Genomic DNA, 12,453 nt, shown 5'->3' with positions numbered 1-12,453 from the left:
ATGTGTGGAATCAACTTCGTCGACGACGGGACGGCCAACAAGATCGCGGCCGCCGCAGCGAGCTTCCGGCAGATCACCGAGAGCCCGTTCGGGCCGGACGACGAGATCGGGATGCTCAACCTGATCACGCCCGACATGGCACGCACCGTGTTCTCTCGCGCCGACGCCGGGCACACCCTCGACCTGAGCGTCGACTACTTCCTGGGCATGCCGTCGTTCACTGCTGCGGGACAGCCGCCGTACCAGATCTGGATGACCAACACCCCGCGCGGAACGGCGATCGACAACTCGACCGGCTTCGGTGCCGAGAACGAGCTGGTCGGATACTCCGGTGATGCGATCTCGATGTACACGCACTGCGGCACGCACATCGACACGCTCAACCACTTCGGCTATGGCCGCAAGATCTGGAACAACTTCGACGCCGACCAGTGGCTCGGCGCGCGACACTGGATGTGCGCCGGCGCCGAGAAGCAGCCGCCGATCATCACCCGCGGTGTGCTGCTCGACGTCGCTGCCCTGCATGGTGTCGACGTCCTGCCGCCGAGCTACGGCATCACCGCCCAGGACCTGGCCGACGCGGCCCGCCATCAAGGCGTCGAGGTGCGTCCCGGCGACGCGGTGCTGGTGCGTTCGGGCCAGATGACTCTGTGGAACGACCCGCAGGCGTACATCACGAACGAGGCAGGCGTCACCCGCGATGGTGCGGAGTACCTGGCCAAGGCTGGTGCCGCAGTCGTGGCTGCCGACAACCTGTCGTTCGAGCAGATCCCGTCGACCGAGGAAGGCAACTGGCTCCCGGTGCACACCTACCTGTTCGCCGAGGCCGGCATCCCCATCATGGAGGTCGTCGACATGGAGGCGCTGTCGCAGGAGCAGCTGTACGAGTTCTGCTTCATCGGAGCCGGGATCAAGCTGCGAGGTGCCACGGCGGCACCGATGCGTCCGCTCGCCATGCCGCTGCGCGACTGACGTGCCCGATCGAACCGCAGGAGCGTCCGTGGTCAAGCCATCCGTGCTCATCACCGGAGCAGGCATCGGCATCGGCGCTGCGTGTGCTGGGTCGTTTGCTCGTGCGGGCTACCGCACAGTCCTGACCGACGTGCTGCAGGAGGAGGGCGAGCAGCGGGCCGCGATGCTGCGAGCCGAGGGGCTAGACGCCGAGTTCCACCTGCTCGATGTCACCGACTCCAGTGCCGTGCGCGAGATCGTTCTCGCCACCGAAGGGGACGGCTTCGACGTCGTGGTCGCGAATGCTGGCATCGTCCGGCGTCGTGCCTTCGCCGCCCTGACCGACGACGACTGGTCACAGACGGTCGACGTCGACCTCGCCGGGGAGATGCGGATCTTCCGCGAAGCAGTCCCGGCCATGTCGCGTCGCGGCAGCGGTTCGCTCATCGCGATGTCCTCGGTGAGCGGCGCCGCCTACGGCTGGGCAGAGCACGCGCACTACTCGGCTGCCAAGGCTGGGGTGATCGGGCTGGCCCGTGCGCTGGCTGTCGAGCTGGGGCCGCAGGGGATCCGCGCCAACGTCGTGGCGCCGGGCTTCATCCGCACGGCGCAGTCGCTCGACGAGACCCATTCGATGGGTGACGCGGCACTGCGCGATGCCGTGTCCGCGGTCCCGCTGGGTCGGATCGGTGAGCCGTCCGATGTCGCCGACGTCGTGCTGTTCCTCGCCTCGGACGCGGCGCGTTACGTCACGGGGCAGGTCATCGTCGTCGACGGTGGCCTGCTGGTCAGGCAGGGGTGACGGCGATGAAGAGTCACGTGATCGTCGTCGGGGCCGGGATCGTCGGCCTCGCCACGGCCCACGAGCTGTCGTCACGCGGTTACCAGGTGACCGTCGTCGACAAGGAACAGCGGGTCGCGGCCCACCAGACCGGCCACAACTCCGGGGTCATCCACTCCGGTCTCTACTACGCTCCCGGTTCGCTGAAGGCCCGTCTCGGTGCGGCCGGAGCGGCGTCCATGGTCGATTTCGCGCAGCGTCACGGCGTCACGGTCGAACGATGCGGCAAGCTCGTCGTGGCGACCAGCGCGTCACAGCTGCCCGCCCTCGACGACTCTTGCGGCGTGGTGCGGCCGAACGGCGTGCCGTGCCACCGGGTCAGCCCCGACGAGGCACGAGAGTGGGAGCCGCACGTCCGGTCGGTCGCAGCGGCGCGCATCGACACCACGGCAGTCGTCGACTACGTCGGAGTGTGCCGGGTGCTCGCAGACCTGGTGTCTGAGGCAGGTGGGGAGATTCGGCTGGGCACGGCCGTCGAGGCCATCCGCGCCGACGACTCGGGCGTCACGGTGGAGACCTCGTCCGGTGTGATCCGGGCGGACCTGCTCGTCAACTGCTCGGGCCTGCACAGCGACCGGATCGCCCGCCTGGCCGGCGTCGACCCAGGGGTGCGCATCGTGCCGTTCCGCGGCGAGTACTTGGAGCCGACCCCGCAGGCCACGCACCTCGTCAAGGGCCTGGTCTATCCCGTCCCTGATCCTGACCTGCCGTTCCTGGGCGTCCACCTCACCCGCATGTTCGACGGCACGGTTCACGCCGGTCCCAATGCAGTGCTGGCGCTCGCCCGCGAGGGCTACACCTGGGGCACGATCCGTCCGCGCGACGTCGCCGACTTCGCGCGCTGGCCAGGCACGTGGCGGCTGGGCCGACAGTGGTGGCGCACAGGCGTCAGCGAGGTGGCAAGGTCGTTGTCGCGGCGCCGGTTCCTGAGCAGCCTGCAGCGGCCGGTGCCGAGCTGACGTCTGATGACATCGTGCCGACGCACGCTGGGGTGCGGGCGCAGGCCGTCGACCGCAGCGGTGCGATGGTCGACGACTTCTTGCTGCGTCACGGTCCGCGTCAGCTGCACGTCCTCAACGCACCGTCGCCGGCGGCGACCGCGGCTCTCGAGATCGGTCGGCACATCGCCGACTCGCTCGCCGACCTCGGCAGGTGATCGACACCTGGTGGTTCTTGGTGCTGGCCGGCGTTGGTGCAGGCCTGTGCGGCTCGGTCGCGGGGCTGGCCTCGTTGGTCTCCTATCCGGCGCTCCTGGCGGCGGGGATGCCACCGATCGTCGCCAACGCGACCAACAGCAGCGCTCTGCTGGCCAACACCGTGGGGGCGGGGCTCAGCCACGACAAGAGGCCGAGGACAGGCTGGCCGGCTGGTGGTGCTGTGCGCCGAGATGGCGATCGGCGGTCTCGCGGGCGCTGCGCTGCTGCTGCTCGCTCCTGCCTCGGTGTTCACCGCCGTCGTCCCGTGGCTCGTCGCACTGGGAGCCGTGCTGCTGCTGGCGCGCGACCGGATCCGTTCGTGGGCCGAGCGGAGGGCGTTGCGACGGGGCAGAGCCAGCTCGCCGTGGACGTGGCACCTGATGGTCCCGGTCATCGGGGTGTACGGAGGCTACTTCGGTGCGGGTGCGGGCGTCATCTTGCTGGCTGCGATCGCCGTGCGTCACGTCGAGCCGTTCGCAGTGTCGAATGCGGTCAAGAACCTGGGCATCGGTGCGGCCAACGGCACGGCTGCGATCGCCTACCTCGCGCGCGGTCAGGTGGATGTGCGCGCGGCCGTGCTGCTGGGTGCCGGCGCGTTCGTCGGCGGATGGTTCGGGCCTGCCGTGGTGCGCTGGTTGCCTGAGCGCCCGCTTCGGATGGCGATCGGCATCGCCGGGCTGGGACTGGCGGTCTCGCTCGCGGTCTGAACCTGCACGGCGTCACCTATCCTGGGGGGCGTGACTTTCCAACGTTTTGTCGCTCTCGGCGACTCCTTCACCGAGGGTGTCGGCGATCCGGACGCTTCCCTCCCCAACGGCGTTTGCGGATGGGCTGACCGGGTGGCCGAGGCGATGGCCGACGACGACTTCCAGTACGCCAACCTCGCGATCCGCGGTCGCAAGATGACCGGCATCATCGACGAGCAGCGAGCCCGCGATCGAGATGAGGCCCGATCTGGTCAGCATCTACGCCGGTGCCAATGACATCCTGCGTCCCCGCATCGACATCGATGCGCTGGTGGCAGCCTATGACGTGGCGCTGGGTCGTCTGGTCGACGCGGGAGCGCATGTCGTGACGTTCACGGCCTTCGATCCGGCTGGATTCGCGGTCTTCGGTGCGCTGCGCGGCCGGTTCGCGATCTACAACGAGCTGGTACGGCAGGTCGCCGAGAAGCACGGCGCCGCTCTTGTCGACTTTTGGCGGTTGAAGGACTACCGGGACGACCGGCTGTGGGACGTCGACCGGATGCACATGTCGAGTGCCGGCCACCAGCGCATGGCGATCGCCGTTCTCGACACGCTGGGCATCGATCACGATCTTTCAACCCATCGACCTCGGTCAGCGGGTCACCTTGTCGCCACGCGAACGTCGTTCGGCCAATGCCGAGTGGGCCAAGGTCCATGTCGCGCCGTGGATCAAGCGCCGGGTCACCGGAACGTCGTCGGGTGACAGCCTGAGCCCGCGTTGGCCGTCTCTCACGTCGATCGCCGCGGTCTGACTCGCATGGTTCGTCTGCCGCGTCTTGGCGCCAAGCTGGCCGAAGCGCCGACGAACCTCGATGACGACTCGATGGAGCGGCTCGACGAGTTCCTGCGGATGACCCGCGGTGAGCAGTACGTCAACACCCGGCGTCTGCTGTGGCTGGCGGTGGTGTTCGCCGGGCCGCTGAAGCTCAAGGACGAGCGTTCACCGAAGGCCAGTGGCGAGTCGGTGGTGCTGGGACCTCACGCGGTCGTCATGACCCCGCAGCAGACGGTCGGCGTCGCGAAGGTCAACTACTACCTCACTCAGCTCGACGCGGGGGAGTCGATCAAGGCCGCGCGCGTGTACGACGTCGGTGATGGCGGTGGCTGGTGGCATCTCGACGGACTGCATCGCCTGCTCGCCGCCCGGATTCTCGGACAGAGCCTGGAGGCGAAGGTCTACCGGTGAGGTGCCTGGTCTTGCTTTGTCGTGACGGGACCCAGTGAGAGGACGAGCAGCGCGCAAGCTCCCGAAGCCAGGATGAGCGGTGGCAGGTAGAGCCCGGTGAGGTCGATGCCGTCGTCGCCTTGCTCGGCGAAGCGTGCCCATGCCATGAGGCAGGCGGAGGCCAGAGCGAATGCCAAGGGGATGCGTGCCCAGCTGCGCCTCAGACAAGCGACGGCTGCGCTGAGCGCTGCGATGATCCCCGCGCCGCCCACGACGGCGTCGTAGGTCGTGTCGCTGAAGGACCATGGCTGCGAACCGACTACCCAGGCGATGGCAGCGGCGACCATGACGCCAACCGCGCAGATCTTGGCGGCTGTCTGGCTTCGCATGGCTGAACCGTAACTGCCCGGACGGCCCCGAGGGGTGGACTATGAGTCAAAGTTGATGCTGAGGCTGCTGCCATAGGCGGACCCTGCTGGTTCAGGGTCGTGGTCGAACGGCTCTGATCCGGCGGGCCATGCTCGAGTCGCGCGAAATTCGAAACCGTCCTGCTGAGCGGGTTCCCGATTCGAAGGTGATGCGGGCGCCGGGTTGTGGCTCCCACAGGAACTCGATCGCGAGGGCAGAGAAGTGCGCCCATCAGCCACCGGGGGTTGCGGGAGACTCGATGACGCCCCAGCCGTCGTCGACATGCCAGAGGAGCACAGTCCCTTCGTCAGTCATGGCGACAGACTAGTGATGTGGTGGCCCAGGGTCGGCGCACCGTCCCTGGGGTTCGGGGGTGTTAGCCGGCGCGGGGCCCGGGTTTGGCGAATCTGTGTCTGGTGTGTCTGGCGTGGCGTCGGGGTGTTTGGTTGGGGTCGACGTTGGTGGGTGGGATGACTTCGACGATGCCGTCGGGTGCCATGCGGGCTGTCCATTGGCCTTCGTGCAAGAGAAAGTGGTGGAAGTGGCAGAACAGGGCTGCGTTGTCGAGGTCGGTGGGTCCGTTTCGGACCAGAAGTTGAGGTGGTGGGCTTCGCACCATGCGGGCGGCCGGTCTTCCCCGCCGCTATGCGCCTTGTGCGGGGGGACCCCCAGTCCCTTCCAGACGCAGCCGCCGTCGCGGCCAGCGAGGATGGGTCGTTGGTGGCGGTCGAAGAGTCGCTTGGTCATGCCGTGGTTGATGACACGGGAGTCTGAATCCAAGTAGAGGCCGACCAAATGTGCGTTGCAGGCCATGCGTTGGGCTTTGGTGGCCGAGACGTCGGTGCCGCTGGTGTTGGTCGCAAAGCCTTGGCCGGTGCGGAGGTCGTCGATGTCGATCGTGACTGCCACGGTGGCTGCCAGTCCACCTGACTGCGGCAGCGCGTCGGTGGGTAAGTGATTGATGAGCTCGATGAACGCGTGGCCCATCTTCTGGTCGCGGGGCAGGGCGTTGAAGTCGTCGAGGTTCATGTCGAGGTTGGTGGCGTTGGTGGCCGCGCGGCGGGGGTTGATGAGTCCTTCGATCGCGGCCCGCAGGGTGTCGGCGTCGGCGTTGGGGATGTTGAACACCCCGCGGGTGGTGCCGTCGCCACGGTTGGTCATCGAGAACCGGGTGGCGTTGAACGCACTTTTTGTTTGAGCACCGTCTTCTTCTTTGCGGAAGCTTTTTGCCGAGTTCTTCGTCGGCGCCGTCGGGGTCGATGACTTCAATAACGTGGTTGGCAAGGCGTTTGAGGTCGTCGAGGTTGTGCTCACCGGCCAGGCGCAGCAGGTGGGTTCGGGCGTCGTGGCGGGGTTCGTCGTCGACCCAGTCGGGCAGTGCGTTGATCGCTTTCATGATGACGGCGGCTTTGTCGGTGGTGATCAGGCCTTTGGCCCACGCGGACCGGGTGGCTTCGGTGTGCTCGGTGGTGGCTTTGGACAGGCTGACGAGCTTGGCGGCGTCACCTTTGTGGATGCCAACATGGTTGGCGAGCCAGGCGGTGGCAGAGGTCGCGCCGTCTTCTGTGGGCAAGCCCATCGAGTCAGCAGTACCCGCCAGCCGGGAGACCAGGGCGTCTAGGCCGGTGCGGGCTTGTTGCGCTGCGGTCAGGACTTGCCGGATCTCGGGGCCGGTCAGGGTCCAGGGTTCGAGGGTCGAGGTGTCATCCAGCAGCGATGACAGCTGATCGACGAGCATGCGAACCTCCTTGGAATCACGGCCTTTTCTCCAACACTCAAAAGCCTAGACACCACCGGTGACACCGTCTTTTCGCGCCGCCAGAGATATCCACAACCGCCCGGACGCGGTGACCTAGCGACCTATCGACGCCCGGATACGTCGCTAGGTCACCGCGCCGGGAGCGGGTCAGGTCAGGGAGTCAGGGCGTCCCGGACGGGGATGAGCTTGGCGTTGGACTCGGCGAGCCATCGGCAGGGACGGAGTCGGCGACGATGCCGCAGCCGGCGAAGAGCCGCACGTTGCGGCCGTCGCCCTCGACCTGAGCCGACCGCAGACCGATGCCCCATTCACCGTCGCCGCTGGCATCGATCCAGCCGACCCGCCGGCGTAGCGGGCGCGATCGAGCAGCGATCTCGGCGATGAGTCGTACTGCGGCCTCGGTCGGGGTTCCTCCGACGGCGGCCGAGGGATGCAGCGAGGCGGCCAGTGTCAGCGCGCTCGCGCCGTTCTTCATGACCCCGGTGACGTCAGTGGCGAGGTGCATGACATTGGGCAGGTGGAGCACGAACGGGGTCTCGGGCACGAACATGTTGGTGCAGTGCGGTGCGAGCGCGTCGGCGACTGACCGCACGGCGTACTCGTGCTCTTCGAGATCCTTTGACGAGCGGGCGAGCGAGCCGGCCAGCGCGAGGTCATGGGTGTCGTCGCCGGTGCGGCGGATCGTGCCAGCCAGCACCCGCGACGTGACGAGTCCACGTTCGAGCCGCACCAGCATCTCGGGTGTCGAGCCGAAGAAGCCGTCGACGTGGAACGTCCAGCAGCTGGGGTACTCGGCCGCGAGGCGGGTCAGGGGGGCACGGACGTCGAGGGGGTCATCGAGCGTGGCGACCAGATCACGTGCGAGGACGACCTTGTCGAGCTCGCCGGCGGTGATGCGTTCGACGGCCTGCGCGACGAGCCCCTGCCAGGTGATGCTGTCGACGGGGCCGTCGGCGAACGTCGTGCCACGGGGATCGGCGGGAGTGCTGGTCTGCCCGACCTCAGGCATCACCGAGATCGAGGTGCCGATGACGGTGATCCAGGTGACGCCGTCGCGGCGGCCGATGACCACCTCGGGCACGATCAGCACGCTGCCCTCTGCGTCGTCGGTGAACGTGAACGAGCCGAACGCCACGAGCCCTGATCCGGGAACCGAGACCTCGTCGCGCACGACCGCATGACCGCACAGCCACGCCACCAGTCGGCAGCCTCGGTGAACCGTCCGCTGCCCGACGTGCTGAACGTCGTTGTACGGCCCCAGCCGACGAGACCGTCACCACCGTGCACCCAGGCGAGGGCCTCGTCCTCGGGAAGCAACGAGAGCAACGCTCCCGGATCGGCGATCGGCGCCGACCGCACCAGCAAGGGCGCGACCAGGTCGGCAAGGACGGGGTTGCTCACAATCCTTGAGCCTACTCGTGGGATGGTTGAATCGTGAGCCGAGCCGGTCTGGACAAGGAGCCCCGAGACGTCGCGAAGATGTTCGACGGGGTCGCGGAGAAGTATGACCTGACCAATGACGTGCTGTCGATGGGTCAAGACCGTCGCTGGCGCAAACGGGTCGTCGACCTGGTCGCCCCGCGGCCCGGTGAGCTGATCCTCGACCTGGCGGCCGGCACCGGAACATCGAGCCAGCCCTTCGCCGATGCTGGCGCGACCGTGGTGCCGTGCGACTTCTCGATCGGGATGCTCGAGGTCGGCAAGCGTGAACGTCCGGCGCTGGCTTTCACCGCAGGTGACGGCACGAAGCTGCCGTTCGCCGACGAGACGTTCGACGCGGTCACGATCTCGTTCGGTCTGCGCAACATCGTCGACCCGATCGCGGGCCTGCGCGAGCTTGCTCCGCGTGACCAAGCCCGGCGGACGCATCGTGGTGTGCGAGTTCAGCACGCCGACGTGGGGTCCGTTCGAGGCGGTCTACTCCAACTACCTGATGCGGGCGCTGCCGAGCATCGCGCGCAAGGTCTCGTCCAATCCCGAGTCGTACGTCTATCTGGCCGAGTCGATCCGCGACTGGCCCGATCAGAAGGGGCTGGCCCTGCGCATGGTCGAGGCCGGCTGGGGCAAGGTCGACTGGCACAACCTGTCGGGCGGCATCGTCGCCCTGCACCACTCGTTCAAGGCCTGAGCGTCGCACGGGTCGCAGTCGTGTGACGGCTGCCACATCCCGGTTAGTGTGACCTAAGTTACAAGCCGGATTCTGCGGGCGTATCGTGAGACCGTGATCACGTTGTGAAGTAATTCACAAGGGAACGATCATGAGGGTTCCACTCTGTCGGTCGAGGTCCGGGAGGCGCCGTGACGGCATACACGCCGATTCTTGTGCTGGGGGGCCTTGCTGCGCTGTTCGCCATCGGCAGCATCGCGATCGCCCCGCTCACCGGACCCAAGAGGTACAACCGCGCCAAGCTCGACCGGTACGAGTCCGGCATCGAGCCGAGCCCGCTGCCCGCAGGCGGCGGACGTATCCCGGTCAAGTACTTCTTCACCGCGATGATGTTCATCGTCTTCGACATCGAGATCGTGTTCCTCTACCCGTTCGCGGTGGCCTTCGACCAGATGTCGTGGTTCGCGGTCTTCGCGATGATGCTGTTCCTCGTCAACGTCACGATCGCGTACGCCTATGAATGGCGTCGCGGCGGAATGGAGTGGACCTGATGGGTATCGAAGAGAAGCTGCCTAGTGGTGTTCTGCTCTCGACGGTCGAGGGTCTGGCCGGCTACATGCGCAAGGCCTCGTTCTGGCCCGCGACGTTCGGCCTGGCCTGCTGTGCGATCGAGATGATGACGTTCGGCGCACCGCGCTTCGACTCGGCGCGGTTCGGCATGGAGGTCTTCCGGCCCTCGCCGCGCCAGGCCGACCTGATGATCGTCGCGGGCCGCGTCAGCAACAAGATGGCGCCGGTCCTGCGCCAGATCTACGACCAGATGGCCGGCCCGAAGTACGTGCTCGCGATGGGCGTGTGTGCCAGCTCTGGCGGCATGTTCAACAACTACGCGATCGTCCAGGGTGTCGATCACGTCGTGCCGGTCGACATGTACCTGCCGGGCTGTCCGCCGCGCCCCGAGATGCTGATCGACGCGGTCCTGAAGCTGCACGACCAGATCCAGCACCAGAAGCTCGGCGCCAACCGCCTCGAGCAGATCAAGGAGCAGGAGCAGGTCGCCCTCCTGGCCACGCCGACGTCGGCGATGAAGGGGCTCATGCGATGAGCACCGAGTCGACCCGCAGCGGCCCCGAGCAGGACGGCTCGCACGAGACCCGCGACGAGCCGTCAGGTCGGACGTCAACGAGCTGGAGATCGTCGAGGTCCGTGAAGGAGCCTTCGGCGCCCACGGCACGGGCGACACCAGCGGCTTCGGCGGCCTGACCCCGGCCGGTCATCATGCCGGGGGCGAGCCAGCAGCCCTACGGCGGTTGGTTCGACGAGGTCGCCGAGCGGTTCGCCGCCGGAACGGGCCTGGCCGACGCGATCGAGAAGGTCGTGGTCGACCGCGGCGAGATCACGTTCTACGTGCGACGCCAGCTGTTGCTCGAAGCCGTGACCCACCTGCGCAACGACCCGGTGCTGCGGTTCGAGTTCTGCTCCAGCCTCAGCGGGGTGCACTTCCCTCACGAGACGGGGCGCGAGCTGCACGTCGTCCTGCACCTGCTGTCGATGACCCACAACCGTCGCATCCGGGTCGAGGTCACAGCACCCGAGGACGATCCGCACGTGCCGAGCGTCGTGTCGATCTACCCGACAGCCGACTGGCAGGAGCGCGAGGCCTGGGACATGTTCGGGATCATCTTCGACGGTCACCCCGCGCTGACCCGCATCCTGATGCCCGACGACTGGCCGGGTCACCCGCAGCTGGAGGACCCGCTCGGCGGCATCCCGGTCGAGTACAAGGGCGGCACGATCGCACCTCCGGACCAGCGCAGGAGCTACTCATGACGCAGACAGTCAACGACGGCGCGACCGACCCGTACGCGGGCACCACCGAGTCCACCGAAGGTCCGGTCTTCAACGTCACGGGCCAGGACTGGGACACGATCGACGCATCGGCCGTCAAGGGCGACCGGCTCGTCATCAACATGGGCCCCCAGCACCCGTCGACGCACGGCGTGCTGCGCCTGATCCTCGAGATCGACGGCGAGACGGTGCGCGACGCCCGGGCCGGCATCGGCTACCTGCACACCGGCATCGAGAAGAACATGGAGTTCCGCACCTGGACGCAGGGCGTGACGTTCTGCACCCGCATGGACTACGTGGCCCCGTTCTCCAACGAGGCTGCGTACGTCATGGCGGTCGAGAAGCTGCTCGGCATCGAGGCGCCCGAGAAGGCGCAGGCCATCCGGGTGCTGCTGCTCGGAGCTCAACCGGATCTCCTCGCACCTGGTCTGCATCGCCACCGGCGGCATGGAGATCGGGGCGCTGACGGTCATGACCTGTGGCTTCCGCGACCGCGAAGAGATCCTCAACCTGTTCGAGCTGATCACGGGCCTGCGCATGAACCACGCGTACTTCCGGCCCGGCGGCGTCGCCCAAGACCTGCCCGACGGCGCGATCGCCCAGCTGCGTGAGACCGTCGCGCTGCTCAAGAAGCGGCTGCCCGAGTACGCGGCGCTGTGCAACGCCAACCCGATCTTCAAGGGACGTCTCAAGGGGGTCGGTCACCTCGACCTCGCCGGCTGCCTCGCGCTCGGCCTGACCGGGCCGGTGCTCAGGGCGACCGGGTACGACTGGGACCTCCGCAAGAAGCAGCCCTACTCGGGGCTATGAGACGTACGACTTCGACGTCGTGACCCGCGACGAGCCCGATGCGTACGGACGTTTCCGCGTGCGCCTCGACGAGATGTGGCAGTCGCTCAAGATCGTCGAGCAGGCCATCGACCGGCTCGAAGGCATGGACGGCATGCCCGTCATGGTCGCCGACAAGAAGATCGCCTGGCCCTCCCAGCTCAGCGTCGGCGCAGACGGTCAAGGCAACTCGGCCGAGCACATCAAGCACATCATGGGCGAGTCGATGGAAGCGCTGATCCACCACTTCAAGATCGTCACCGAAGGCTTCCGCGTTCCCGCCGGCCAGGCCTACGGGGCGATCGAGGCGCCGCGAGGCGAGATCGGCTGCCACCTGGTCTCAGACGGTGGCACCCGGCCCTACCGAGCGCACTTCCGCGATCCGTCGTTCGTCAACCTGCAAGGCACCTCGGTCATGAGCGAGGGCGGCATGATCTCCGACGTCATCGTGGCCGTCGCGAGCATCGATCCCGTGATGGGCGGTGTCGATCGGTGAGCCTCAGTCGCTGCGCTCCCTCGGCTCGCCGATCGCCGGGACGACTTCGTCGTCCCCGCGCTCCGCGCGGCCGCTACCCTCGCTTCGCTCGGGCCATGGTTGCGTCCG

General features: G+C 67.3%; 15 protein-coding genes and 4 pseudogenes. 14 read left to right on the top strand and 5 right to left on the bottom strand.

Features of this window, described 5'->3' with window-relative positions:
• From ACHMWU_RS08225 to ACHMWU_RS08190, 8 genes are all read left to right on the top strand, one after another.
• A complete protein-coding gene (locus ACHMWU_RS08225) occupies nucleotides 1–972 on the top strand; it encodes a cyclase family protein (protein WP_396042667.1) in 972 nt (323 codons plus the stop codon).
• A gap of 28 nt (nucleotides 973–1,000) precedes the next feature.
• Nucleotides 1,001–1,753 carry an SDR family oxidoreductase gene (locus tag ACHMWU_RS08220; RefSeq protein WP_396042665.1) on the top strand — a complete coding sequence of 251 codons (753 nt, stop codon included), beginning with the start codon at nucleotides 1,001–1,003 and terminating at the stop codon, nucleotides 1,751–1,753.
• Between the two features lie 17 nt (nucleotides 1,754–1,770).
• Nucleotides 1,771–2,751 (top strand): L-2-hydroxyglutarate oxidase, encoded by a 981-nt coding sequence (lhgO, locus tag ACHMWU_RS08215; RefSeq protein WP_396042663.1) that lies wholly within the window; start codon nucleotides 1,771–1,773, stop codon nucleotides 2,749–2,751.
• A gap of 14 nt (nucleotides 2,752–2,765) precedes the next feature.
• Nucleotides 2,766–2,948 carry a hypothetical protein gene (locus ACHMWU_RS08210; protein WP_396042661.1) on the top strand — a complete coding sequence of 61 codons (183 nt, stop codon included), beginning with the start codon at nucleotides 2,766–2,768 and terminating at the stop codon, nucleotides 2,946–2,948.
• 213 nt (nucleotides 2,949–3,161) lie between these two features.
• Nucleotides 3,162–3,695, top strand: coding sequence for a TSUP family transporter (locus ACHMWU_RS08205; protein WP_396042659.1), 534 nt, complete (start codon nucleotides 3,162–3,164; stop codon nucleotides 3,693–3,695).
• Nucleotides 3,696–3,725: 30 nt separating this feature from the next.
• Nucleotides 3,726–3,971: an SGNH/GDSL hydrolase family protein gene (locus ACHMWU_RS08200; protein WP_396042657.1), complete on the top strand. Its 246-nt coding sequence runs from the start codon at nucleotides 3,726–3,728 to the stop codon at nucleotides 3,969–3,971.
• On the top strand, nucleotides 3,931–4,437 hold the full coding sequence (locus ACHMWU_RS08195; protein ID WP_396042655.1) for an SGNH/GDSL hydrolase family protein: 507 nt from the start codon (nucleotides 3,931–3,933) through the stop codon (nucleotides 4,435–4,437). The genes ACHMWU_RS08200 and ACHMWU_RS08195 overlap by 41 nt, the downstream gene beginning before the upstream one ends.
• Nucleotides 4,438–4,452: 15 nt before the next feature.
• Nucleotides 4,453–4,920: a hypothetical protein gene (locus ACHMWU_RS08190; protein ID WP_396042653.1), complete on the top strand. Its 468-nt coding sequence runs from the start codon at nucleotides 4,453–4,455 to the stop codon at nucleotides 4,918–4,920.
• Here the strand turns inward: ACHMWU_RS08190 and ACHMWU_RS08185 are convergent.
• The 5 genes and pseudogenes from ACHMWU_RS08185 to ACHMWU_RS08165 form a co-directional block, all read right to left on the bottom strand.
• A complete protein-coding gene (locus ACHMWU_RS08185; RefSeq protein WP_396042651.1) occupies nucleotides 4,911–5,288 on the bottom strand; it encodes a hypothetical protein in 378 nt (125 codons plus the stop codon). The genes ACHMWU_RS08190 and ACHMWU_RS08185 overlap by 10 nt on opposite strands.
• 343 nt (nucleotides 5,289–5,631) lie before the next feature.
• On the bottom strand, nucleotides 5,632–6,621 hold the full coding sequence (locus tag ACHMWU_RS08180) for a DUF222 domain-containing protein (protein ID WP_396042649.1): 990 nt from the start codon (nucleotides 6,619–6,621) through the stop codon (nucleotides 5,632–5,634).
• Nucleotides 6,620–7,045, bottom strand: a pseudogene (locus ACHMWU_RS08175) (DUF222 domain-containing protein); the annotation flags it as partial. The pseudogene ACHMWU_RS08175 and the gene ACHMWU_RS08180, both read right to left, overlap by 2 nt.
• Before the next feature lie 181 nt (nucleotides 7,046–7,226).
• The gene (locus ACHMWU_RS08170; protein WP_396042647.1) at nucleotides 7,227–8,237 is read right to left on the bottom strand and encodes an isochorismate synthase MenF; all 1,011 of its coding nucleotides are present in this window, start codon (nucleotides 8,235–8,237) and stop codon (nucleotides 7,227–7,229) included.
• Nucleotides 8,150–8,467, bottom strand: coding sequence for a hypothetical protein (locus ACHMWU_RS08165; protein WP_396042645.1), 318 nt, complete (start codon nucleotides 8,465–8,467; stop codon nucleotides 8,150–8,152). Before ACHMWU_RS08165 ends, ACHMWU_RS08170 begins: the two co-directional genes overlap by 88 nt.
• A gap of 78 nt (nucleotides 8,468–8,545) precedes the next feature.
• Here ACHMWU_RS08165 and ACHMWU_RS08160 point away from each other — a divergent pair.
• From ACHMWU_RS08160 to ACHMWU_RS08135, 6 genes and pseudogenes are all read left to right on the top strand, one after another.
• Nucleotides 8,546–9,194 (top strand): annotated as a pseudogene (locus ACHMWU_RS08160) (demethylmenaquinone methyltransferase).
• A gap of 170 nt (nucleotides 9,195–9,364) precedes the next feature.
• Nucleotides 9,365–9,724: an NADH-quinone oxidoreductase subunit A gene (locus ACHMWU_RS08155; protein WP_396042643.1), complete on the top strand. Its 360-nt coding sequence runs from the start codon at nucleotides 9,365–9,367 to the stop codon at nucleotides 9,722–9,724.
• A complete protein-coding gene (locus ACHMWU_RS08150) occupies nucleotides 9,724–10,278 on the top strand; it encodes a NuoB/complex I 20 kDa subunit family protein (protein ID WP_396042641.1) in 555 nt (184 codons plus the stop codon). The genes ACHMWU_RS08155 and ACHMWU_RS08150 overlap by 1 nt, the downstream gene beginning before the upstream one ends.
• The gene (locus ACHMWU_RS08145) at nucleotides 10,275–10,436 is read left to right on the top strand and encodes a hypothetical protein (RefSeq protein WP_396042639.1); all 162 of its coding nucleotides are present in this window, start codon (nucleotides 10,275–10,277) and stop codon (nucleotides 10,434–10,436) included. Before ACHMWU_RS08150 ends, ACHMWU_RS08145 begins: the two co-directional genes overlap by 4 nt.
• A pseudogene (locus tag ACHMWU_RS08140) lies at nucleotides 10,361–11,003 on the top strand (NADH-quinone oxidoreductase subunit C). The gene ACHMWU_RS08145 and the pseudogene ACHMWU_RS08140 overlap by 76 nt, the downstream one beginning before the upstream one ends.
• Nucleotides 11,000–12,345 (top strand): annotated as a pseudogene (locus tag ACHMWU_RS08135) (NADH-quinone oxidoreductase subunit D). The pseudogenes ACHMWU_RS08140 and ACHMWU_RS08135 overlap by 4 nt, the downstream one beginning before the upstream one ends.
• Nucleotides 12,346–12,453: the final 108 nt, after the last annotated feature.

This window comes from Aeromicrobium sp. UC242_57, assembly GCF_044452305.1.
Classification (GTDB): Bacteria; Actinomycetota; Actinomycetes; order Propionibacteriales; family Nocardioidaceae; genus Aeromicrobium.
Note: the sequence above shows the minus strand (reverse complement) of the source record. Positions and strands in the feature narration are given on the sequence as shown.